The organism is Paenibacillus agilis (assembly GCF_007786455.1).
GTDB lineage: Bacteria > Bacillota > Bacilli > Paenibacillales > Paenibacillaceae > Paenibacillus_B > Paenibacillus_B agilis.
Genome location: NZ_VNJK01000001.1, coordinates 2,520,214 through 2,543,705, shown reverse-complemented (window position 1 = coordinate 2,543,705; position 23,492 = coordinate 2,520,214). Strand labels below are relative to the sequence as shown.

The 23,492-nt window shown below is 42.1% G+C and carries 17 protein-coding genes; 14 read left to right on the top strand and 3 right to left on the bottom strand.

All coding sequences use genetic code 11. The annotated features are described in order from the left end of the window. The first annotated feature begins 3 nt into the window (after nucleotides 1–3). From FPZ44_RS11360 to FPZ44_RS11300, 13 genes are all read left to right on the top strand, one after another. Nucleotides 4–1,476 (top strand): O-antigen ligase family protein, encoded by a 1,473-nt coding sequence (locus FPZ44_RS11360; protein WP_186786007.1) that lies wholly within the window; start codon nucleotides 4–6, stop codon nucleotides 1,474–1,476. After that, entirely contained in the window at nucleotides 1,473–2,996 is a 1,524-nt protein-coding gene (locus FPZ44_RS11355; protein WP_144990241.1) for a lipopolysaccharide biosynthesis protein, read from the top strand. Before FPZ44_RS11360 ends, FPZ44_RS11355 begins: the two co-directional genes overlap by 4 nt. 258 nt (nucleotides 2,997–3,254) lie before the next feature. After that, entirely contained in the window at nucleotides 3,255–4,160 is a 906-nt protein-coding gene (locus tag FPZ44_RS11350) for a LacI family DNA-binding transcriptional regulator (RefSeq protein ID WP_261378381.1), read from the top strand. A 78-nt stretch (nucleotides 4,161–4,238) separates the two neighbouring features. Further along, nucleotides 4,239–5,492: an MFS transporter gene (locus FPZ44_RS11345; protein ID WP_144990237.1), complete on the top strand. Its 1,254-nt coding sequence runs from the start codon at nucleotides 4,239–4,241 to the stop codon at nucleotides 5,490–5,492. A 388-nt stretch (nucleotides 5,493–5,880) separates the two neighbouring features. Then, nucleotides 5,881–6,168, top strand: a complete 288-nt coding sequence (locus tag FPZ44_RS11340; protein WP_144990235.1) for a helix-turn-helix transcriptional regulator — start codon at nucleotides 5,881–5,883, stop codon at nucleotides 6,166–6,168. An 81-nt stretch (nucleotides 6,169–6,249) separates the two neighbouring features. After that, on the top strand, nucleotides 6,250–6,741 hold the full coding sequence (locus FPZ44_RS11335) for a DUF2569 domain-containing protein (protein WP_144990233.1): 492 nt from the start codon (nucleotides 6,250–6,252) through the stop codon (nucleotides 6,739–6,741). A gap of 170 nt (nucleotides 6,742–6,911) precedes the next feature. After that, entirely contained in the window at nucleotides 6,912–7,718 is an 807-nt protein-coding gene (locus FPZ44_RS11330; protein WP_144990231.1) for a zinc ribbon domain-containing protein, read from the top strand. A 662-nt stretch (nucleotides 7,719–8,380) separates the two neighbouring features. After that, nucleotides 8,381–11,554: a bifunctional cytochrome P450/NADPH--P450 reductase gene (locus tag FPZ44_RS11325; protein ID WP_144990229.1), complete on the top strand. Its 3,174-nt coding sequence runs from the start codon at nucleotides 8,381–8,383 to the stop codon at nucleotides 11,552–11,554. 232 nt (nucleotides 11,555–11,786) lie between these two features. Next, nucleotides 11,787–12,905, top strand: a complete 1,119-nt coding sequence (locus FPZ44_RS11320) for a hypothetical protein (protein ID WP_144990227.1) — start codon at nucleotides 11,787–11,789, stop codon at nucleotides 12,903–12,905. A 119-nt stretch (nucleotides 12,906–13,024) separates the two neighbouring features. After that, nucleotides 13,025–13,888, top strand: coding sequence for a DUF421 domain-containing protein (locus FPZ44_RS11315; RefSeq protein ID WP_144990225.1), 864 nt, complete (start codon nucleotides 13,025–13,027; stop codon nucleotides 13,886–13,888). Between the two features lie 257 nt (nucleotides 13,889–14,145). Then, nucleotides 14,146–14,808 (top strand): oxidoreductase, encoded by a 663-nt coding sequence (locus tag FPZ44_RS11310; RefSeq protein ID WP_144990223.1) that lies wholly within the window; start codon nucleotides 14,146–14,148, stop codon nucleotides 14,806–14,808. Nucleotides 14,809–15,098: 290 nt separating this feature from the next. Then, nucleotides 15,099–15,983 carry a VanW family protein gene (locus FPZ44_RS11305; protein ID WP_186786006.1) on the top strand — a complete coding sequence of 295 codons (885 nt, stop codon included), beginning with the start codon at nucleotides 15,099–15,101 and terminating at the stop codon, nucleotides 15,981–15,983. A 218-nt stretch (nucleotides 15,984–16,201) separates the two neighbouring features. Next, a complete protein-coding gene (locus FPZ44_RS11300; RefSeq protein WP_261378380.1) occupies nucleotides 16,202–16,933 on the top strand; it encodes a sulfotransferase family 2 domain-containing protein in 732 nt (243 codons plus the stop codon). Between the two features lie 139 nt (nucleotides 16,934–17,072). Here the strand turns inward: FPZ44_RS11300 and FPZ44_RS11295 are convergent, their stop codons facing one another. Next, nucleotides 17,073–17,777, bottom strand: coding sequence for a MerR family transcriptional regulator (locus FPZ44_RS11295; protein ID WP_144990217.1), 705 nt, complete (start codon nucleotides 17,775–17,777; stop codon nucleotides 17,073–17,075). Nucleotides 17,778–18,040: 263 nt separating this feature from the next. Here FPZ44_RS11295 and FPZ44_RS11290 point away from each other — a divergent pair, with 263 nt between their 5' ends. After that, the gene (locus FPZ44_RS11290; RefSeq protein ID WP_261378294.1) at nucleotides 18,041–20,398 is read left to right on the top strand and encodes a heavy metal translocating P-type ATPase; all 2,358 of its coding nucleotides are present in this window, start codon (nucleotides 18,041–18,043) and stop codon (nucleotides 20,396–20,398) included. A gap of 169 nt (nucleotides 20,399–20,567) precedes the next feature. Here the strand turns inward: FPZ44_RS11290 and FPZ44_RS11285 are convergent, their stop codons facing one another. After that, nucleotides 20,568–21,299, bottom strand: coding sequence for a hypothetical protein (locus FPZ44_RS11285; protein WP_144990213.1), 732 nt, complete (start codon nucleotides 21,297–21,299; stop codon nucleotides 20,568–20,570). A gap of 60 nt (nucleotides 21,300–21,359) precedes the next feature. Continuing rightward, on the bottom strand, nucleotides 21,360–23,492 hold the full coding sequence (locus FPZ44_RS11280) for an AGE family epimerase/isomerase (protein WP_144990211.1): 2,133 nt from the start codon (nucleotides 23,490–23,492) through the stop codon (nucleotides 21,360–21,362).

The window sequence follows — 23,492 nt, the reverse complement described above, 5'->3', positions numbered from 1 at the left end:
GCAGTGTCGCAACGTTCCGTAAAGGGCAGTCACGAGCTAAGAGGAACAGAACTACGCAATCGCACGATGTCAATTGCAGGCCGGTTTCCTCTACTAGGTTGGTTCTATCCTAGCATTACAATGCTGCTAATGCTCTACGCCGGCACTCAACAAACCTCGCTGCTTCTTGTGGCCATGTTGTGCATGGGCATTTACATAGCTATCTCTTCCGCTGAATCTAACTTCTACTTACTCGTATTTCTGCTTCCATCATTAAGCTTGTTTGTAACGGAGCAGGCAGATTCCTCTTATGCAACCATGCTGTTTTTAGCTGCTCTAGTGAAACATGTCGCTTCGAGAATAAGCAGCATGAAGCTGCATGTAGCCGGATTGCTGGGCGTGCTGGGCATTATAGTGCTCGAATTACTGCATTTGTTCACTTATTTATCGGATTGGCTGAGTCCGACTGTAAGATGGATCGCGTTGATGCTGTATGCAAGTTTGCTAATTATCGATATGAGCTTCAAACCAAGTTTCAAGCGTGCTGTCTACACGTTTACTTGCGGTATTTTCGTATCAAGTGCTTGCGGTTTGGTAATGAGTGTAACAAGTGAGCTGACTTCCGCACCATTTCGCAGGTTTGAAGGTGTAGGTGGTGATCCAAACGGTTTCGGTATGATGGTGTTAATGGCGGCTTTTTTCCTCTTACATCTGTACAAGCAAGCACGACAGCCGAATACACTTTTAGTTTATAGTTCACTTGGGTTGTTGTTGCTGGGATTAACGACATTATCTCGGACCTATTTTCTTACCATGGGATTTATGGTGCTCTTATTGCTCGGTTATATGGCAGTTACTGCCGATCGGAACAGTATAAGGATGCGTTCGAAGATGATCGCGGCAGTAGCAATTTTAGGAGCTGTATTTGCCATTCCTGTTATGAATTTGGTGCAATCCATTATTGAGCGGATGTCCATTGGAAGCAGCTTGGATAAAATGACAGGTTCCCGTTCCTTTCTTGCTGAGCAGTATTGGACGGTCTTCAGGGATTCTTCTTTGTGGGAATTGTTAGTTGGGAGAGGGATTATTGGTTATTTGCCGCAGAGCCGTATTTCCGTTCATGGTCAGCAAATGGGTCCACACAATACCTATTTAGAGTCACTTGTTGCATGGGGCTTGGTGGGGACAGTTATCTTTATTGCATTTGTATTGCTGTTGGCTTATGTACAGCGGATTAAGTCTGGGACAGTAGTTGTACGCACAGAAACATGGTTGGAGAGTTCACGATCAAAGCCAAGCTTTCTCGCGTTTCTTCCCATCATCTCCACGATGATTTTTTTGCTGTCTCTGCATTCGCTAGGAATGTATACAACCTACTTCTATATCGTGCTGCTTATTATGAATTTGTACTATACAGAACCGGAAAGCGTTGAACGGATGGAAGGTATCGGCAGCAGTGGTACTGTGCCAGCTGAGCGAGGGAGCGGGAGAATATGAGAAGCAAGCTGGCGCTGTACAATCTTTCGGCGAGTCTAGCTTTGCAATTCGTTACGGCACTTGTCGGTATTTTGCTGCCGCGCTTTATCATTGAGGCATATGGTTCGTCTATGAATGGGATGATTGCTTCCATTACGCAGGTGATGCGTTATTTATCTATGGTGGAAGCTGGCCTTGGAGCTGCATGTATTGCGGCTTTATATCGTCCGCTAGCGATCAATGACACGAACCAGGTGAGTGCCGTTCTGTCGGCGGCGCGAGTGCTCTATAACAGAACGGGCAAGGTGTTTGCTATTTTTGCTGTAGGGGCGGTGCTTGTTTATCCTTTTCTCGTCTACGCTCAAATTTCTGTATTTACGGCAGGGGCGATGGTGTTCATTATGGCGGGAAGTGGCTTGACAGAGTATTATTTAATCGGCAAATATCGTGTGCTTCTTATCGCGGATCAGAAAAGCTATATTCTCTCACTGATTCAAACTGCCGGAGTTATACTTAATGCTGTCGTATGCATTTTACTGATTACATTTGGCTTTGATGCGCTTACGATGCAGGCCGCTGCGACATTTATTTTCGCCTCAAGGGCTATGTTTATTAAGTGGTATATTACTCGAAAATATAAGCAGATCGACTATCGAGCCATACCTGACATGAAGGCGCTGAATCAGCGAAAGAATGTATTTATTCATCAGCTTAATGGAATCGTTGTATTTGGCTTAGCGCCTATTATTATCACGATATTTTGCAATCTAAAAGAAGTAAGCGTCTATTCGATATACAGTATGGTTCTTGTCGCTGTGAATATGTTTATCTCCTCTTTCTCTTCTGGATTAATGGCGTCATTTGGGCAAGTGCATGCTAAAGGCGAGACAGCGGTGTTGAGGCAGAGCTTCAAAAGCTTTGAGTATTTGTACGGTATTGTGCTCACTTGGGTGTACACATGCACGGCACTGCTCCTTATTCCCTTTATACAAATATATACCGTCGGCATTCAGGATACGGACTATCTCCGACCAGATCTTGCTGTCTTATTTATTGCGGTTGGGATCGTAAGCAATCTGCGCACGCCGCATCATATGCTCATTCAAGCGGCAGGTCATTTTAAAGAAACGAGAATTCCTTCTATTATTGAGGCTGCGATCAGTCTGGCTGCTTCTATTTTATTCGTGCAATGGTTTGGCGCGGCAGGGGTATTATTAGGAATGTTCTGTGCTCATCTGTATCGAACACCAGAGCTTATTTGGTACACGTCAAAAACGATCTTAGAGCAATCTCCAAGGTATGGATGCATTCGAAGTATTCGCAACATGGGGCTGGGGGCTGCTGCTATCCTAGTGTGTACGTTCTTTTTTGCAATGGGAGTAAGCTCGTTAGGGGAATGGTTCGTCTCGGCGGTCATTACAGCACTTGTCGTACTTATTATCGTGGTAGCAGGGAATCTTGTTTGTGAACCGAGTTCAGCTAGAACGGTGTTGGCGAGAGGAATGGCCGTGTATCGAGGGATACGAAGTAAATCGGAATGAGCTAGTGCTGTTTGGCTTTTAGAGTCATGCATAACTTTTTATAGGTATTGAGATATGAAAAAAAACATGCGTAAGAAGGTTTGGGAGTATTGCGAAAACAAGCTTTCTAATGTATGTTTTTCGTGTATATTGATCGATATGTAGCCAACACAAGCTGGATAATGGTACAATAACTTAAACGTTTAAGTTGCGAAGAGGATTGGAAAGTTAGGCTGGAATATAAGAACTAGGAGATGAGTAGGTGATTGCTTGAAGAAAGTGACGATTAAAGATATCGCGAAGGAAGCAAATGTGTCCACAGCAACCGTAAGCTACATATTGAACAACGTCCCGAAGCAGACGATTACAGATGAAACACGCTGTCGGGTGCTGACAGCAGCAGAGCGCTTGAACTATGTACCCAATCTCGCGGCTCGATCTCTTGTAAAGCGCAAGACGGGTTTAATCGGTATTTTGATTAATCGAGCTGCAAATGAACCGTGGTGGAGACAGCTTCGTTATGCTGACATGGTCAATCAATTGGAGCAGTTGTTAACCGAGCGGGGTTATCACGTTGTGCTATCTAGCATAGAGGCAGAGAAACCCAAAGTGGGGATTATTGCTGAGCGTAAGCTGGATGGTGTGTTCTTAATCGATGTAAAAGAGGAACATTTTTATTCCATTTCGTTTCATTTTCCTGCTGGTGTGCCTTTGGTCGTGGTTGATAGTTTGGTAGAGGATTCGTTGTTTTATAAAGTCATTCATGACTATGAGTTAGCGCTCCAAACCGCACAATCATGGAATGTGGGTCATGCTTGTTATTATGTTATAGAACCTTATTACAATGAGCCTTATGTGCAGGCCATCAAAGATGCAATTGGTGTCGAGGATAGTCAACTGTATGTGATGGAGGATGAGGCGCAGTTAACTGAATTTATAAGCAGACAGCCTGCCGGGAGCAAAGGTATTATTTTCAATGAATTTATAGGAACGCTTGCCGCCAAATATGCTGACCCAGCTGATTTGACGATTGTTTGCACATCAGGTTGCCCTGAGATGGTTCCTGCACGAGCCAAGCGAGTGTCTGCGATAGAGAATAAATCACAAATTAGCTTTGAATTGATGATACAGCTGCTGAAGCTGGATGGGGAGCTTCCTATCGATAAATATATAAAAGTGAAATGAGGATGAACAAAAAAGCAGAGTGACATCTGTTTTTTATTTCTAAGCTTAAACGTTTAAGTGTCATGTAGGGGAGACTTGATGATGGAATTAGCAAGAGAAGAAGTAGGTATTCGTCAGGCGAATACATCGTTATGGCGCAATCGTACGTTTATTGGATTGTTTGCTAGTTATGCGGTTTCTTTGTTTGGAAATATGTTTCACAATATTGCATTAAACTTATGGGTGCTGCAGACTACAGGCAGTGCAAAGCAAATGTCTGTCATTGTCATTTCACATTTAATCGTGGGTGTATTATTCGGCTCTTTCGCGGGAACTTTTGCGGATCGAATCGATCGTCGCGCACTAATGATGATCTCGAATGTATGCCGTTTAGTGCTTGTGTTAGGGATTGCTTTTGTCATGACGCAGCCAGATGTACCTTTCTATGTACTTGTCATACTGACGACATTAGTTGCATTTGCTGGCGTGTTCCACGGACCGGCATTTCATTCATCACTTGCCGATATTGTTGGCAAGGAACAGATTCCACAGGCAATAGGGATTATTAATATTGCGGATAACATTATTCGAGTATCTGGGTTTGCTTTTGGTGGAATGGCCGTTGCGTTGTTCGGCGGCGTTGTCGCGATATTAATTGATGCGGGGGCATTTCTCATATCTACGTTATGCTTGTTGGCGGCAGGTCAGTTCCCTCGTAAAATGGAGCGCAGTACAGGGCAGAAATCCAGCTTTATTGAAGATTTCCGTGAAGGATTCAAGGTTGTCTTGCACAATCCGTATGCCAAAGCAGGTCTCATTCTAATGCCTGTATTGTCTTGCAGCTTCATGTCATCCTTTATGATTATTCAAGTTATGGCTGTGCAGGTATGGCATGCGGATGGATTTGTATTTGGGCTGATTGAAGCATCTATTCCGTTAGGTTATTTAATAGGTTCTATCGGTATTATGTCGTTTAGTGAACGGCTTGGTCGAAGAGGCTACTGGGTGATTGCGGGAGCAGTTGGGATGGGCCCGATCTTCTACTTAATTGCACAAGCTGATTCAGCGGCCGCAGCTCTGCCTTTAATTTTGATAATAGGGTGTTTGTTTGCGTTTAGTACGCTCATTATCAATATTATGCTGCGGGTTGAGATCGATACAGCGGTGCAGGGGCGTGTATTTGGCATTCTTGGTTCGATTATTGGTGTTACGCCACCAGTTGGGATTGCAATTTGTTCGGCGATTTCGGATAGTTACGGTCCAGAGACAGCGCTTACGGTTAGTGCGATTGCGACGCTGGTGGTGAGTCTTGCTGCGGTAGCTTGGAATAAGCCGATGAGGGAATATCGCTAGAAGAGATAAAGAGAGTGACGATGTAAGTTCAGAATAATTCATGTTTAAAACTAGATTATTTTGGACTATCATCGCAAAATCCTAGCTCCTGACTATTGGTTTTGAGGCATTGCTTTTTGTGAGGCTGAGTTCCTGATATGAGATTATGGGATCTTGAAACATCCAGCAGGCAGATAAACGACCACTACAAGCAATTGCAATCTGAGTCACTCCAAATTTTAAAATATAAACTGTAGAAACGTGCTGTTTGCTGATCCAGATCTACCCGATAGTGAATTTGCTTTAGTTATTTTAGGAGGAGTTCCGTTCATGGATGAAAGGAATGAAAGCGCAGGGATATTAGTTCCCTGCGCTTTTTTAAATCGTTTCTTATATTTATGTTTAATTTATGCCTTGCTTTGAAAGGTATCGTATGTACGGATATAGCTTGAGCAAAGAAGTAAAGAAAAGGAGTCACAACTCATTTGAAATTCAAGAAGGAACGCTGTATTTATCGTTCAAACGACTCGAAAAAAACGGATATGTTACTAGCCATACATGCACATTCTGCCGTATGATCGGACAAACAGATATAGAAATAAATCGTGTGAAGAGTGGTTCCGTCAATGACGATACCATGAAATGGTATACAAATAGTGTCGCTTTTGTCATAATGAAAAAGGCTATGTCAGGGTAATAGGTATAAATCTACATATGTTACAAAAATAAATAAGCAGAAGAGTGGACTCTTCTACAAATATGATACAAGGGTGAACAAATGGAAACAGAAACGATAGAGAAAAAGATAGAAGGCTTAAAGAAATTTGAGTACAAGATACAAGGTTTGGGTGGCTGGCTCGTTGTTGTACAAATTATGATTTATCTCAATCTAGTGCTTATTCCGATTGGATTGCTGGCATTAATGTCAGATACGATGCAAGAACAAATGGAATATATTAAGTTAGCATTTCCTGAATACATGTGGCTCATCTGGTTTGGGACCGTATTCAGTATTATTATGATCGTAGTATTAATTTGGGCGCTAATTTGTATGTATCGTAAAAAGAAAATTTTCCCTAAATTGATGATCGCTATTAATATTGCAACTTTTGTAGTTGATTTCTTAGAGCCGATCGCGATAATTTCTCTTATGAATACTAACGGTGATTTTGAGATTTGGAAAGACACGATACGAAGCGGTATTTATTGTGCCATTATTATTCCCTACTTCTTGAAATCAACACGTGTTAAAAATACGTTCGTAAATTAATTCAGTACATCCTGACATAGCCTGCACAAAAATAAATATGACAACAGAACAGGTGTTAATACCAGAGTAATTCTACGTAAGTATTGCCTATTGTCGAAATATCGGTGATAATGAAACATGTTGGAAAAAGGGTTTAACTGGAAATTTTTCATGTGGAAGGGGAAAGATCAATGAGTATTACTTGTTCGAATTGTCAACATACGACGGACGAAGGCGTGTTCTGCATCCATTGTGGTGCTAAATTGCCAGAAAAGATACAAGGGGAAGCGCATTCGTCTCAACCATTATCGTCATCACAGCGAGTTTCTTATGGTGAAGCGCAGTTAAACCAAGGGACAGAACCAACCTCTAATTCCATGCTGACGAAAGAGCGTATGCAGAAGGCCAGCGAATCCTCAAAAATGTATGCTAGTTACGTTATGGATAACATCCGTTCACCTTATCAGCGATTGCAAACGATATCCCAATCACATCTTATTCAAGCACTTGTTACGATGGGCATCTATGCTTTACTTATCCCGTTAATTTTGTATATTCAACTCCAGTCGAGCATCGGTTTGTTTGGTGATGTGCCGTTTTTTGAAACAGTAGTGAAGCCATTTCTTGGTTATATTGTATTTTTGCTTTTGATTGGAGCGATTACGTTTGGTGTTATTGTGCTGAATCGTTATCAAGCGAGTTATACAGAGGTTATTGCGCGTTTTGGTACGATACTGCTGCCGTTTGTGGGGTTGCTTATTCTTGCAATATTGATGTCACTTTTAAATATTGGTATGTTTATACTTCCTCTCTTAATCGCTTTTACAGGTGCAATTTTTGTAGCACCGTTGCTTGTATTGCTAAGTTACCATGAGCCCGGTTGTGAGCGGATTGACTTGATGTATAGCATTTTACTTATTATTGTCGGCGCTTATGTGACGATTCGTATCATGTCAGAGGTTCTGCTGTCATTTGTTAGTCAACTATTTAGATTTTAATGAGCGTTCAGTGTTCATAGTTCACTATCAAGTTTTAGCATTGAAATAACGTTATCACCATCTCGTGCTTGGTAGCGTGCCGAGTAATACTATATTAAAATGACTTGCTCATAATCCAACAAAAAACGAAGCTGGAGACGGGATGTACTACATCCAAGTCCCAACTTCGTTTTTTCGTTTATATTATGCAGAACTAGGTTAACCTACGAACTGAATGGTTTTCCAGTAAGAGCTCTGACTAATGATAACCCAGCCAGCTGATATTGAAGAAAGACCATGAATCTGTTCTGTTTGTCCATAGAGTAATTTCTCCAATGAACCAATCATTAGGAACAAGGCGACTAGAAGTAAGGATACCTTTTTAACATAGAGAGTCTCCTTTCCATTCTAGTTTTGTAGATGATTAATCTGCTAGATACTATTACATAGTAAATTTATATTTTGGTCCTACAGGACTTTTTTTAAAATAAGAAATCATAAAGATGGATAATTCTCTAAAGAATGGGTCAGTTTCTTTCTTTACAGAGAATTTCGGTGGTACAAATATAAGCTAGCTGTAATATAACTCTATATGGATAGATTAAGCCCTGTTCTCAAATAGTAAATACTAACAAGAAAACAAACTTAATTGAAGCAGATGAACAGGGAGGATTTGAGAACGAATGGAACAGCATATTCCACAGCCGAAGTCGTTTGGTCCATTAGGCAACTTGCCACAATTGGATTTGGAAGCACCTGTGCAGTCTCTAATGCGACTAGCGGAGGAATTAGGGCCTATTTTCCGTTTGGAATTGCCAGGGGGAAGAAAAGAATTATACATATCTGGTCATGAGCTTGTTGAGGATGCTTGTGATGAGACACGTTTTGATAAAAGAGTGTGGGCTCCGCTGCAAAAAGTAAGAGCGTTTACCGGCGACGGATTGTTTACAAGTGCGACGACAGAACCGAACTGGCAGAGAGCCCATAACATTTTGCTGCCGAGCTTTAGCCAAATGGCGATGCGTGGTTATCATGAGATGATGGTGGACATTGCTGTGCAGTTGATTCAAAAATGGCTGCGGCTGAATCCAGATGAGAGCGTAGAGGTTGCTGAAGATATGACTCGACTTACGCTGGATACGATCGGGCTGTGCGGGTTTGACTATCGTTTCAATAGCTTCTACCGGGAGCAGTCACATCCATTTATTACGAGCATGACTCGCGCATTGGATGAGGCAATGGGTCAGCTGCAGCGACTTAACATTCAACAGAAGTTGATGGTCGTTACAAAGCGCCAATTTCAGCATGATATCCAAGCTATGTACGCGTTAGTGGACAAAATCATTGCAGAGCGCAAAGCACATGGACAGGCAAGTGGAAATGATCTGCTTGCTCATATGTTGAACGGTCGGGATCCTGAAACGGGCGAGCGATTGGATGATGAAAATATTCGGTTTCAAATTATTACGTTTCTGATTGCAGGGCACGAGACCACCAGTGGATTATTATCCTTTGCCCTATATTATTTACTGAAAAATCCAGATAAGCTGCAAAAGGCGTATGAAGAAGTCGACCGCGTATTGGTCGATGCGGTTCCATCCTATACGCAAGTGCGAGAGCTATCTTACATACGCATGATTCTAAATGAATCGTTACGCTTATGGCCTACCGCTCCAGCGTTTGCACTCTTTGCGAAAGAGGACACGATACTGGCTGGAAAGTATCCAATGAAAAAAGGGGATAGTGTCAACGTATTAGTTCCAATTGTTCATCGTGATAAGGCTGTATGGGGGGAGGATGTTGAGGCATTTCGCCCAGAACGCTTTGAGGATATTAGCAAAGTACCGCATCATGCTTTTAAGCCATTTGGTAACGGACAGCGAGCTTGTATTGGGCAGCAGTTTGCGATGCAAGAGGCCGTGCTAGTGTTAGGTATGGTGCTGAAGCATTTTGAGATTATTGATCATACAAATTATCAGTTAAAAGTAAAGGAATCGCTGACATTGAAGCCAGATGGCTTTACGATGCGGGTCCATCCTCGAAGCGAGCAAGGCTTTACGATAGCCGGGGTTGACGAATCTGCTCAACCAAAACAAGCCGATACGGCAGTAGCAGCTAAAAATCGAGTAGAGGGCCACAACACGCCATTGCTTGTTTTATATGGATCGAATCTCGGCACAGCCGAAGGAATTGCACGTGAACTAGCAGACATGGCGCGTAATCAAGGTTTTCGTACGGAAGTGTCGCCCCTGAATAATTGGGCTGGTAAGCTGCCTAAAGAAGGTGCTGTCTTTATCGTTACTGCTTCGTATAATGGCAAGCCGCCGAGCAATGCGAGTGAGTTTGTAAAATGGATTCAGGAAGCTGACCCATCTGAATGCGAAGGTGTGCGATATGGGGTATTTGGCTGCGGTGATCATAACTGGGCAAGTACGTATCAAGAAGTACCTAGACTTATCGATGAACAGCTAGCTGCAAGAGGGGCAGTGCGTCTTACTTCGCTTGGTGAAGGGGATGCAAGCGGTGACTTTGAAATACAAGTCGAGACTTGGCGCGAGCAAATGTGGCAGGATGTGATGTCTGCTCTAGGATTGCAACTAAATGAGGAGACAGCTAAGGAAACGAACAACCTCACTGTTCAGTTTGTTAGCGGTATTGTAGGTACACCGCTTGCAGAATCGTATGAAGCGTTTCATGCCAAGATCGTAGATAACCGTGAGCTGCAAGGTCCAGATAGCGAACGAAGTACTCGTCATATCGAAATTTCGCTTCCAGAGGGAGTTACCTATAGCGAAGGGGATCATATTGGAGTGCTACCTGTAAACCGCAAAGAATTAATTCTACGAGTATTGCGCCGTTTTAAGCTGGAGGCTACTGATCATCTAATATTAAGCGCAACAGGGCGCAGTGCTGCTCATTTGCCGTTAGAGCGACCTGTCAGCTTGCTCGATCTGCTTAGTCACAGTGTTGAATTGCAGGAGGCTGCTACACGTGCGCAGCTTCGTGAACTTGCTTCTTCTACCGTCTGTCCGCCGCATCGTCGAGAGTTGGAAGTGTTATTGGAGGAAGAGGCATATAAGTCGCAAATTAAGCAGAAGCGGGTAACGATGTTAGATCTGCTGGAGCGCTATGAAGCTTGTGAAATGTCATTTGACCGATTTCTAGAGTTGCTGCCGCCGCTTAAGGCAAGATACTACTCGATATCCAGCTCACCGCGTGTTCATGCTAATCAGGCGAGCATCACCGTTGGTGTTGTTCGTGAAGCTGCATACAGCGGAGAAGGTGAGTACAGAGGAGTCGCGTCAAACTATTTGGCGGAACGCCAGGCGGGAGATTCGATCGTTATTTTCGTGCGCACACCGGAAACTGAATTCCAACTGCCGAACAATACAGAAACACCAATCATTATGGTTGGCCCAGGTACAGGCCTTGCTCCTTTCCGAGGGTTTTTGCAAGCACGGAGTGCTCTCAAGAAGGAAGGTCATCCGTTGGGGCCCGCTCATTTGTACTTTGGCTGCCGTAGTGAAAGCGACTTTATTTATCACGATGAACTGAAGCAATATGAGGAAGAGGAGATTGTTACTCTACATACCGCAATGTCCCGCAAAGAAGGCGAGCCAAAGACGTATGTTCAGCATTTAATGGCTCGTGATGCAGAGCAGCTAATCCGTATTCTCGATGAGGGCGGACACTTGTATATATGTGGAGACGGCAGCAAGATGGCACCAGATGTGGAGGCGACGCTGCAGCGTGCATGGGAGGAAGTGCATGGGGAGAATGATCGTGAATCAGCGGCTTGGCTTGAAAAACTGCTGGAAGAAGGACGATATGCAAAGGATGTATGGTCTGGGATTTAAGTGATACAAGGGTTGTAAATGTAAGGTTTATTAGTGAGCACCTTCCATGTTCGTTATGGAGGGTGCTATTTAAGCGTTCTTTAATCAAATGACATGTTGTAAAAATAGCAGTGATACTAGATGATTTCATAACTGCTTTAGGGTAATGAGTAAATTGAATATTCTAGCTCACTATTTATGAATATAATATCATATAATCATATTTATAATATTTTACAAAAGGGGCTCCAGCATGAATAACTACGATGTTATTTTAAGTAGAGTGATTAAAGGAATTCGGAACGTAAATGAATTTTACGTAATAGTTACAGAAGATAATGAAGTTTTTCGCTGCAATCAACTACCCGCTTCAGTACCCAGTATTACTTTAGATAAAATGGCTGATGCTTTCTATGAATCGTGCCGAGATCATCTCACTAAATTTGCTGCATCTGAAGATAACAAAGATGTGTATGCGATATCCGTGTATACAGATTATAATCATTTATTTGCCTTCTATGTAAATACGCTTGAAGGTTTGGGAGAGACGTATAAAAATAACTCTGACGTTAAGTATGATGAAGCATCTTTTGAGTATATTTTTGAGATTTTCAATGATGAATTTGAACTTATGCGTGAAGGATATATTACCGCATATCATACGGTATTTGACAGTAATTTGGGATATCATCTACCAGAGTACGTGGGGGACTTTAAAGATATTAAGTGTGCATTAGAGAACATTATATTTCAAGAACAAAGCTATTTCATCGCCCTAGAAACTGCCAAGCGACTTAAAGAATTTGATATTGAGCAACTGAACACAACAGAAGATTTCGTTATTTATGCAAAAACTGGACAGAACGAGGGTTTAGATTACAGTTTGACAATGAGACAAACCGTACCGCTTTCGCTTCTTTATCGTATTTTTCCGGAAATTCAAACTGGTGATGAACAATTTGAGCAATTAAAAGCAGAGGCTAGAGCTCTTCCATTAAAAAAGCAAATTGAATATTGGCTAAAAGAATTCAACAAAGAAAGGCATGGAATGAATCATAACAGCAAAATAGTTCGATGTTTGAAATCCGATTATGAAGCAGTTCTAGCACTTGTTGAAAATGGAGTGGCCATTATTCCAGAATTATATGAAGAATTTAAAACCGCGTTTATCGAATCGGATGATTCAAAAGAAAGTAATAATCGAATTTATTTCCTGAACTACACGTTAGGGGAGTTTACTTTATATCCCAAAGAAATGGTTGATGATTTCCGTGCATTGCTAAGTAGTGAGGAAGTTCAAAAAATAAACGAATACACGGTGGAGGATATTAAGCAAACCTTCTATTATATGCAGCGAAATCAAGATTTCTAGGATTTATATATTTCTAGATCGGGCGAAACATCAATAGAGCACTTATTTATGGATAATCCTGTTCATGTTGGTCAACAGTAAGAAATGGAGTTTGACGATATGAACGGAGGTCTTAGGCAATGCCCGGTGAATTAGAAATATTATTAAGAACGCTATCTGCTGTCGTGGTGCTGTTTTTAATGACGAAGCTGTTGGGTAAACGACAAATTTCTCAGCTATCTTTATTCGAATACATAACGGGGATTACGATTGGTAACTTGGCAGCATACATATCTTTAGACTTGGATGCACAGTGGTATTACGGTCTTATTTCCATTGTCGTGTGGGTGGGGATATCCTTGCTTGTTGACTACCTCCAGTTAAAGAGCAAAACAGCGAGGGACTTTATTGATACGAAAACGACGGTTCTCGTAAGAAGTGGAAAAATTTTAGAGCATAATTTGCGTAAAGAAAGAATCACTGCGGACGAGCTTATGCAGCAATTGCGCAAAAATAATGCCTTTAGTCTTGCTGATGTGGAATTTGCGAGTATAGAGCCGAGCGGGGAGATTAACGTACTCCTTACAAAAGAGAATCAACCACTAACGGCTAAAGATCTTGGGCTATCTATCCAAAATGAACATGTGCCGCAAATTGTCATTATGGATGGAGAAATATTGGACAAGCCACTTAAGGAAATGGGACTGGATCGTAACTGGCTTAAAAAGAAGCTGGATGAATACAGCGTCAAACAAGATGAAATTTATATTGCGCAAGTGGACTCCAAGCAAGAGATGTACTTGGATCTGTACGCCGATCATATAAACGTCAACAAGAAAAAGACATCGCCGCCAGGTGAATTACTTGCATTGCTGAAAAAATGCGAGGCAGATTTGAAATTGTATGCGGACAAAACAAAAGACAAAGAGATTAAACAGCTTCATGAGCGCTTCTCCACGGATTTGGAGAATGTGCTATCTGATATGAACCCTATGGCAAAATAGGCAAGGGAATATAGACATAACTATGTACCCCCGGTCAATTGTTAAGCAATTGTCTGAGGGGTATTTCATTTCAATGGAGTCGTTTATCGTCTTCCATACAATATGCTGCTGTGCAAGCTTTAAGTAGTTTATCAATGCCAATACTGTGACTCGCACCATCTATTTTTCTCTGATTTGCAGACATGTTATGATGTTATTTATACATATATCAAGCTAATAGTATTTATTTAATATTTGGCATGTAAGGAGTGAAGCAAATGATTCTAAAAGAGAAAACAGCATTGCTTGTAGGCGCAACAGGATTAGTCGGAGGACATTTACTGCATATATTGTTGGAGCAGCCAGCTTATGACAAAGTCAAGATTTTTACACGAAGAAATATACAGCTCGATCATCCGAAGCTGGAGCAGATCGTGGTTGACTTTGATCATTTGGAGCAATATGTCGATCATATGCATGTAGATGATGTATACTGCTGCCTGGGTACAACAATCAAGAAGGCAGGCTCAAAAGAAGCATTTCGTAAGGTGGATTTTGAATATCCGCTAGTGATGGCAAAAATGGCGAAGCAATGCGGAGCGAGCAAATTTTTAATGGTTACTTCTATTGGTGCAGACTCGAAATCTTCTTTTTTCTATGTTCAAGTTAAGGGGGATGTGGAGGAAGAAGTTAAGAAAGTAGGCTTGTCATCTGTTCATGTATTCCAACCGTCGCTATTGCTTGGGTCACGGAGTGAATCACGACCTAGGGAACGTGCGATTATGATGGTAAGCCCGCTAATTAAGCTGATTGCACGTGGAAAATGGAGCCAATATAGCCCGATTCAGGCTAAAGATGTGGCTGAAGCTATGTACCGGGTGGGTCAAAGCCAAAGGCAGGGGAACCATGTTTATCATTATGAGCAAATCATGAGCAAGTAAGTGGTGAAGTCGTTTCGTTCGAATATCCTAGACACTTCGTTTATGAAATGAATTGGAACGGTTCATAAAAGTAACTATATACATACGGGGAAGGGCTTGTTCTGTGCATGGAACAAGTCTTTTTTGTATTGAATGAGAAGGGGAATCTATCCAATGTTACCAATAGTAACAATTAATTAATTGTTATGAAACCATGTTGTCATTCATTTGCAGATCAAATTATATATATTCATATCCGGATTGAAAATCGGAGTGAAGAGGTTGTCACATTTGAGTATAGGGGAGAAATCATGGGACAAATTCAACAAGGAAAGACTACACGCAAAAAATACATGTTCATGCTGCTAATGGTATCTTCATTGGCGATGACCAATGGGTTGAGCATTTCGGCGCTCAACGACAGTAAACAGAGAGAAATAAGTACGAATGCAGCAGCGATACAAACAAAAAACCAATCGAAGACCAAATCCAAGTCTGCGACGGTAGCTCCTGCCAAAGTCATAGCCAGCTTCTCCACCAAAATTGCACCGGGCCACAGAGGGCGCACACATAACATTAAATCAAGTACAAAAGCGCTAAATAACATCGTGCTGCAACCGGGAGAATCATTAAACTACAGCGATGTGGTCCAAAAGACGAAGAAGTCATATGGTTTGAAAAAAGCACCAGTTATCGTGAATGGCAAATTCGTTGAAGGGTATGGGGGAGGGATTTGCCAGACGTCATCAACGTTATACAATGCAGCTCTTCTCAGTGGACTTGAAATTGTAGAACGTCGCAGTCATTCGCTCCCAGTAGGCTACGTTGCGCTAGGGCGGGATGCGACTTACGCAGATAACAGCATCGAATTTACCATTCGAAATAATACCGAAGCTAATGTTACGATCCAAACGAAGACTGACAACAGCAAAATCACAATCAGCATCCTTGGTCAAAAAGAAGAAGGGGTCACGTATGAAATAAAAACGCGAGTTTTGAAAAAGATACAGCCTAAGACTGTGTATAAGAGCAATAGTATTTCACGTTCGAAGCAAACAAAAACGATTCAAAAAGGAAAACCTGGCTATGTCGTGGAAACGAAGCGCGTAAAGAAGAAGAATGGAGTTGTCGTTGAGGAAGAACTGATGAGCAAATCCAATTATCGCGTTCAGAACACGATTAAAGGCAGACCGTAAGCGGGAATAAAGTGAAACATAGTTAATAATCGAATCTTGTACAGTTGTTCCGTAGTCGGCTTAGGTTGTTTGCATGCAGTGCAGCGTTTGCATATAACCCTATAAGCTACTATTTTATACGGCTATCCATAGTGATGTTGGCCTCATCTCCTGTTCGTATACGCTTGCATAGAATAACATATAGAGCTTATCGGAAGGGAGCCAGCCGGGTGCGGAACATGCTGGATATTTTTATACACATTCCTAAGACAGGCGGTACATCATTTAACAGACTAATCCAAGATCACTATAGCGCGAACCGGATTGCATTTCTGCACGATGACCCGGAATGGTCTTTTGAACGGTTAATTGAGAAATGCAAAGATAAAAATCAAAAAATAAAAATTGTATCGGGTCATTTTCCTTATGGTATTCATGAGTGGATTGGACGTCCTTATCGATACATTACAATTCTTCGTAATCCGGTCGAATTAGTTATCTCTTTATATGACTACATTAGAAGCATTCCTCTGCATCAATATTATCATTTGGTAGTGGACAAAAGTTTGCATGAATTTATTTCAGACCAGCAATTTGATCTATTTACTAGCAATTTGCAATCCAAGTTATTGGGGTTGGCAACGGTATTTCCTTATTTTCCAGCACTTCATAATGAGGTGGGGGTAGAAAATGCGATCTTTCCCGATCATGCAAGTGTGCAGCAGCATTTGAGGCGTCATTTTGCATGTGTTGGTGTCACGGATAAGTATAAGGAGTGTTTGCAACCGATGCGCGATGCGCTCGGCTGGAAGAGAAGCCCGAAGTTATATCGGGAAAATAGCAACCCGAATCGGACTTCCTTGGACACGTTAGATAGAGATACCATCGAAAAGATTGCACGCAAAAATTCATTGGATATACAATTATATTCAATAGTAGTTGAGCGATGGTATTCATCAAAAGGAAAATAATGAGTAGTTATTTTTAAATAGTATGTGAATGAGCGGCATGTCCATCATGCAGAATCCCCTTTCTGTAGTGAATGAAGTAACTTAATCTACTAAGAGAGGATTCTGTTCTTTAGTTTTCAGAGTATTTACTCATTATTAATTACTCTATCAAATTCAACTTTTTGCATAGACGATATAAATAATGAGTGCCTCGAAGCTGATCTTTGTTCAACTTATGTAAATGCTGCAGTGAATCATAGGCGATCTTTCTCGCTTGCTCAATATTGTTATGATCCAATCCTTGAAGTGCTTCTTTAATAGTATCTAGTGAGTATATCGCAGTTCGCAAAGAGCGAATAAGCAGTACGCGCTTAATATGAGAACGATTGTACCTGCGATAACCATTTTGTGGGTCACGTTCTACGGTTATAAGTCCTTCTTGTTCCCAATGTCGAAGTACAGAAGTTGGGATCGATGTTTCTTCTGCAATTTCCCCAATTGTCATCCACTTCGTTCTGCCTTTCGTATTCCATTCATCCATTTCCAATTCATCCAACAGTTGAATTGTTTTCTCAGCCATCAATTTGTCTTGATATAGGGATGCTTGACGCTCATTAACCATCCATAGTGCAGCATCCATTTCTTCTGCTTGTAACTTTCGCATGACATCTGCTGTGAGCTGCATACCGAATCCAGCAGACAAAGCTCGTATACATTCGAAGTAAGCGACATGCACTTCGGTATAGATCCGATAACCATTTGCTCCGCGCTCGATGGGCGGAACAATGCCCCAATCCTCATAATGCCGCAAAGCACTTGTACTAATATTTAGCTTTCTAGCAATATCGATAGGTCTTAATTTCATCCTACACCTCTTTGGACAAAGTTCTAAGTTGGTCGTCTGATCGTAAACCCAATGCTAAAGTTTTGTCAATTAACCTGTATCAATTCCATTTTATTAACGAAGTAGTCCAATCACACAAATATTCAAATAATCGTTTGATTTTTGATATGTACTGCGATAAAATACATACATTAGAATAATCATTTGAATATGCAGATGAGAATGTAATAGGCGGGTAATCATCGCAGCATACTATACAGGTTTCTTATAAGGAGTTGATGAAAGTGGGTCGGTCACAAGCAGGCTCCATCGCGCAAACTCAACTAGAGCTTGAAGGCGTGCACTGTGCAGGTTGTGTAGCTAAGATTGAGAATGGACTGCGTCAGATTGAAGGAGTGACGAGCTGTAATCTTAATTTTGTGAATCAGACGTTAGTGATTGAATCCTCTCAATCCGTATCGAATATGGTGGAAACAGCGAAGAAGGTCATTCGTGATATCGATCCATCGATCAAGGTAAAAGAAAAGGTACCATTGCAGAAGATGAAGCTCACCATCGAAGGGATGGATTGTGCGGGTTGTGTGGCGAAGATTGAAAAGGGTGTAGCGACGATCCCCGGTGTACAATCTGCAAGTGTTAACTTTGTAGCGAAGCAGCTAACGATAGAGGCCAATGCTGAACAATTGCATCATGTTGCTGTGCAAACTGAGCAATTTATTAGGCAGCTCGATTCCAAATTCACGGTTCATAGAGAAGGAGATAGCAGCGCTGAGAGGCAGTCCCAGTCTGTGTCTGAAGGAAAGAGCAAGCTTCCTTATGTAAGGTTAGCAGTGTCCATTGGCTTGACCTTTGTGGCTGTATGGGGTGGACTATCCAGCAATATTTCGCTTGCTTTGTTCCTCATTGCTTATGTGCTGGCGGGTGGCGACGTTCTATATAAAGCATTGCGAAATATTACGCGTGGACGTGTATTTGATGAGAACTTCTTGATGAGTATTGCTACAATCGGGGCGTTTATTATTGGAGAGTACCCTGAGGGTGTAGCGGTTATGATCTTTTATCAAATAGGCGAGCTATTCCAAAGCATTGCAGTTAATCGTTCTCGCAAATCTATACGTGCGTTAATGGATATTCGTCCAGACTACGCTAACTTGAAAGTAAATGGTGAACTTCGCAAAGTATCACCAGAAGATGTACAGATTGGTGATGTTATTGTCGTTAAGCCAGGTGAGAAGGTGCCGTTGGATGGTAAAGTGATTGACGGTATATCCATGCTCGATACTTCTGCACTTACGGGTGAATCCATTCCAAGGGAAGTGGAAGCGGGTAGTGAAATTCTTAGCGGCTCTATAAATAAGAATGGTGTGTTAACCGTAGCTGTAACGAAAGCTTACAAAGATTCAACCGTGTCAAAAATATTGGATTTGGTGCAAAATGCGAGCAGCCGCAAAGCGCCGACCGAAAATTATATTACGAAATTCGCTCGCTATTATACACCTGTTGTCGTGATTACAGCAGCGCTAATTGCTCTACTACCGCCATTATTTTTCGCAGGTGAGGCATTTTCAGATTGGTTTTATCGGGCACTTGTCTTTCTTGTTATTTCTTGTCCATGTGCATTAGTAGTGTCGATTCCATTAGGATTTTTCGGAGGAATTGGCGGAGCTTCCAAAAACGGCATTCTCGTGAAAGGAAGCAACTATCTTGAAGCGTTAAACGATGTGAAGTATGTCGTATTCGATAAAACAGGTACGTTGACAAAGGGAATTTTCGTCGTAACCGATATTCAGCCGCATGGTGACTTAACGAAAGAAGAGCTTATGCGCTATGCTGCTTATGCAGAAGTGTATTCCAACCATCCGATAGCCGCCTCTATACTGAATGCATACGCGCAGTCTGTCAATAAAGATGAACTGAGCGAGTACGAGGAAATATCCGGACACGGCATATCTGTGAACGTGTGCGGGCAGCATGTGTTAGCTGGAAACGCAAAGCTAATGAGAAGAGAAGGGATTTCCTTTGCGGAGCCTGAATCGGCAGGTACACTTGTCCATGTTGCGGTCGATCAGCGCTATGCAGGATATATCGTTATTGCGGATGAAGTCAAGGAGGATGCAGCAGCAGCCATCCAGGAATTGAAATTACTTGGCATCAAGAAGACAATTATGCTGACAGGGGATGTAAAGCGTGTAGGAGATGCTGTGGGGCAGAAGCTAGGATTGGATGAGATTTATTCTGAGCTCTTGCCACAGCATAAGGTAGAGCAGTTGGAGCATATTGATGCACAGAAGCTGCCTAAGGAAAAAGTCATTTTCGTAGGCGATGGAATTAATGACACGCCAGTGCTTGCACGAGCGGATGTCGGTGTTGCAATGGGTGGATTGGGTTCGGATGTAGCGATTGAAGCTGCAGATATCGTCATTATGACGGATGAGCCATCCAAAATTCCAGCAGCCATTCGTATGGCGAAGCGTACGAGAAAGATCGTATACCAAAATATATTCTTTGCCTTAGGTGTAAAGGCGTTATTCCTATTGTTAGGCGCATTTGGTATCGCAACGATGTGGGAAGCTGTGTTCGCTGACGTGGGTGTTACGTTGTTGGCCGTATTGAATGCGATGCGCGCGATGAAGCCGATTTGAATGGATAGAATTGCGTAACAAACAATAAAAATATACTGGCTTGCTTGCACATAGTTTTGGTGTTGTTCAGCAAGAAATATTTAAGGGCACCCAATGGGTGCCCTTAATCATGTCCATTGAGTATCGTAGGAAATATTCGCTGTAACGAGGATATGCTCGATAATTGACTCTATTCCGATAAGGACTTCTCATCGTCCCGTTTTCTAACACGCTTCTCAATTAACGTTAACCCTTCATAAATATGAAGAATGTATTTCAGTGACTTCATCAATCCAACGAGGATGAACAGGAAGGCATAGGTCGCCACTTCATCCACATTTTTCGTCACGAATCCTTCTATAATTTCATACACACCCGTGCCAATAAATAACACAGCTGCCACAAGCTCGAAATAGTGATTTTCCAGTTTCACAAACCATCTGGGAAGCTTATTGTGATTGGACTTTGCCAAATGGTGAACCCCTGAATAAATAAGTGGGAGTGTCTTCGCTACAAGTAAAAAACCATACAACATAAATCCGTGATGGATGTCGACATCTTTCTGGGACCATTCATATAACACGCTGTGCTCTGCCTCCATAAAGGCGGTGACGATATAGATGATGCCGATGATGCATTCAGATAGCGTATGTGAAGTAATATGATGCAGGGAATGAAGCCATCGAGTCAACTTGGAATCGCTGGTGCTGGCTTTGTGCAAATGATGAATCCCGCTAATGAAAAGGGGAAGTATTTTCAGAACATTCCATATGCCGAACAGAAGCAAGCCATGATGCACGCCGAACTGATTGATTTCTTCAAGTTCAATGATAGCAGTCAAAATAAAGCTAATCCCTACAATGACAGAGATGTAAGGATTATGAAGGAGTTGAAGTAAGATGAGAGTCGCCTGCTTGGTCATCTATGCACCGTCCTTATAAAAGAAGCCCCCTCTTTTGCAAAAGGGGACTTATCGTATCGTTTAGACAAATGTAGCGGAATCTGCGAAATGATTGTTCTCAAACTTGCCGCTAATTGCAGCGTTGGCGCCTGATATGGTGATCTTACAGTTGCTGGATAGCTTCTGGAACTCAAAAATGATGGTTCGAATACCGGCATCGTCTGCCTCTTTAAGATTGGAAACATCCAATGTTACGGCTGCTGGATGACAGTTTAGCAATTCATCTAAAGCTTTTTTGAGCGATGGAAGAGATGATTGATCGATTTCTCCTGCTAAATAGAGTGTTGTACGCTGATTATCAACATCCAGACGGGTTAACAATCGCTGTGCGGCATCAACAGGGGTTAGAATGACACATACTTTCACATGATGCTTCACATCGGGCAGTTCAATCGTTAGTGCTTCTGCATCGAACTTATCATATGCTTTTCCATCGATCGTAACCGCTGTAATCTGAACGCTGCCTGCTGGCAGAATGTCTGGCTGTACGCGGAGAATTCGATTCTCAAGTCCAGCTGGATTTGGCTTGAAGAAGAACTGCATCGGCTGCTTCGTTACAAGCAAATTACTGTATACACTAGCCAAATACGTTAACTCAAAGGAATGATAGCCGCTCATGGAATGGCTGCCTTTGTTTCTTTCCGTGCCAAGCAAATAAGGGAGACCGTTCGCCAACACGTTAAAGTACACGCCACCAGACTCATGATCAAGGAACCAAGCGTTATAGAACGAGGAGGATTCTCTTGCTAGTTTTAAGTACTCCTCTTTATTTAAAATTCCAGCGAGTATCAGGTAAGCCAAAATGCCTTGCTCCTGCTGCCACCAAGCTTTGCGGTCATGCCATGCAAATCGGTGATAGGTCTCGCCTTCAGCCAATGTTCTCTCCACTACGTCATACCAACCGCCACGCTGCTGATCGCCTCCGGCTTCAGGCATGAGTTCGGCAATTTTCTCCGCCAAGGCCACATATTCATCTTTGTCAAACATACTGTGCATCCGCATCAGGTTCCATGCAATCTTGAGATTATGGCCGACGACAGCGCGATTTTGCTGCCAGCCCCATGTTTGGTCATGGCTCCAATCTTCATGGAATTTCTCTTGTACAAATGGGCTATTCGCGTAATCAGGAAAATACTTTGTAATCGTATCGGCTGTATACTCCAACATTTGTTTGTAACGATCGTTGTCGGTTGCGAGTACGAGATTAATCAAATAGGCAGGAGCATGATCGCCTACCGAGTTCCAGTTTTTTCGCGCACGGTTATGGCCTAGTGTCTCATTTCTCGGATCAAAGTTGATTGGATCAATATGTGAGAAATAGCCTTCACGCTCTTTATCTAAAAAGTATTTATCGAATAAGTTAATTGTCTTTTCAATGACATCTAGAATTTGAGGATTCCCTGTAATCCGGTACGTTTGAGTTGGACCTGCTAGTGCATAGATTTGCTCATAGGCAGGAATTGCATCATAATCATCACCGAATTCCGAAGCAAATATTTTCTTTTCCTTATCCGGTGCCTGATCCAAAGCATGATACCAAAATGCCGTATTATCATCCGGTTTACTATTGCACAGATGTTTGATCAAGTACTCCGTTCCTTTGTCTGCCGCTTCCAAATAACATTCTTCACCAGTCATCATGTAGGCCGTTGCAAAACCGTAGACTAGCCTAGAAATCGTATCTGTCTCTTGCCGAAAATTCGTTGTATGCTGGCCCTCTAAATTAAGCGAAGTACGGTAATTTTTATAATCAATTTCATCCGTGCCGAACTGTGCATGCAAGTAAAAGTCCCCGAGTTCTTTAATTTGCTGAATCCACCAATCCTGCTGCTCAAATCGATATTCAGCGGCATCATTACCGACAAATACGATATGTTTTGCTTCAAATGACAAACTGTCGTTAGGACCATCCGTATAAAAAATGCCGTAAGCGTACAAGTATCGTCCTTTTTCAATCTTATTTCTAAGCTCGCTAGTATTGTCCAAGAAGGGTTCACCCAGATTACGAAGCAGCTCTGCATATACGTTCGCGGAAAGCTTCACTTGGAAGGAGCGTCCGTCGGACGTTTCCAACGTAAACACATCATCTTTCAACTCCGTACTAGTTACATAACCTGCAATTAAATCCGAAAACGTAAATTTAGGATTTTTCAT

Bases quoted from the DNA above. Each gene is read 5' to 3' on its own strand.
- FPZ44_RS11355 (WP_144990241.1), top strand. From the start codon at position 1,473: ATGAGAAGCAAGCTGGCGCTGTACAATCTTTCGGCGAGTCTAGCTTTG.
- FPZ44_RS11345 (WP_144990237.1), top strand. From the start codon at position 4,239: ATGATGGAATTAGCAAGAGAAGAAGTAGGTATTCGTCAGGCGAATACA.
- FPZ44_RS11340 (WP_144990235.1), top strand. From the start codon at position 5,881: ATGCCTTGCTTTGAAAGGTATCGTATGTACGGATATAGCTTGAGCAAA.
- FPZ44_RS11335 (WP_144990233.1), top strand. From the start codon at position 6,250: ATGGAAACAGAAACGATAGAGAAAAAGATAGAAGGCTTAAAGAAATTT.
- FPZ44_RS11330 (WP_144990231.1), top strand. From the start codon at position 6,912: ATGAGTATTACTTGTTCGAATTGTCAACATACGACGGACGAAGGCGTG.
- FPZ44_RS11325 (WP_144990229.1), top strand. From the start codon at position 8,381: ATGGAACAGCATATTCCACAGCCGAAGTCGTTTGGTCCATTAGGCAAC.
- FPZ44_RS11320 (WP_144990227.1), top strand. From the start codon at position 11,787: ATGAATAACTACGATGTTATTTTAAGTAGAGTGATTAAAGGAATTCGG.
- FPZ44_RS11315 (WP_144990225.1), top strand. From the start codon at position 13,025: ATGCCCGGTGAATTAGAAATATTATTAAGAACGCTATCTGCTGTCGTG.
- FPZ44_RS11310 (WP_144990223.1), top strand. From the start codon at position 14,146: ATGATTCTAAAAGAGAAAACAGCATTGCTTGTAGGCGCAACAGGATTA.
- FPZ44_RS11305 (WP_186786006.1), top strand. From the start codon at position 15,099: ATGGGACAAATTCAACAAGGAAAGACTACACGCAAAAAATACATGTTC.
- FPZ44_RS11300 (WP_261378380.1), top strand. From the start codon at position 16,202: ATGCTGGATATTTTTATACACATTCCTAAGACAGGCGGTACATCATTT.
- FPZ44_RS11295 (WP_144990217.1), bottom strand. From the start codon at position 17,777: ATGAAATTAAGACCTATCGATATTGCTAGAAAGCTAAATATTAGTACA.
- FPZ44_RS11285 (WP_144990213.1), bottom strand. From the start codon at position 21,299: ATGACCAAGCAGGCGACTCTCATCTTACTTCAACTCCTTCATAATCCT.
- FPZ44_RS11280 (WP_144990211.1), bottom strand. From the start codon at position 23,492: ATGAAAAATCCTAAATTTACGTTTTCGGATTTAATTGCAGGTTATGTA.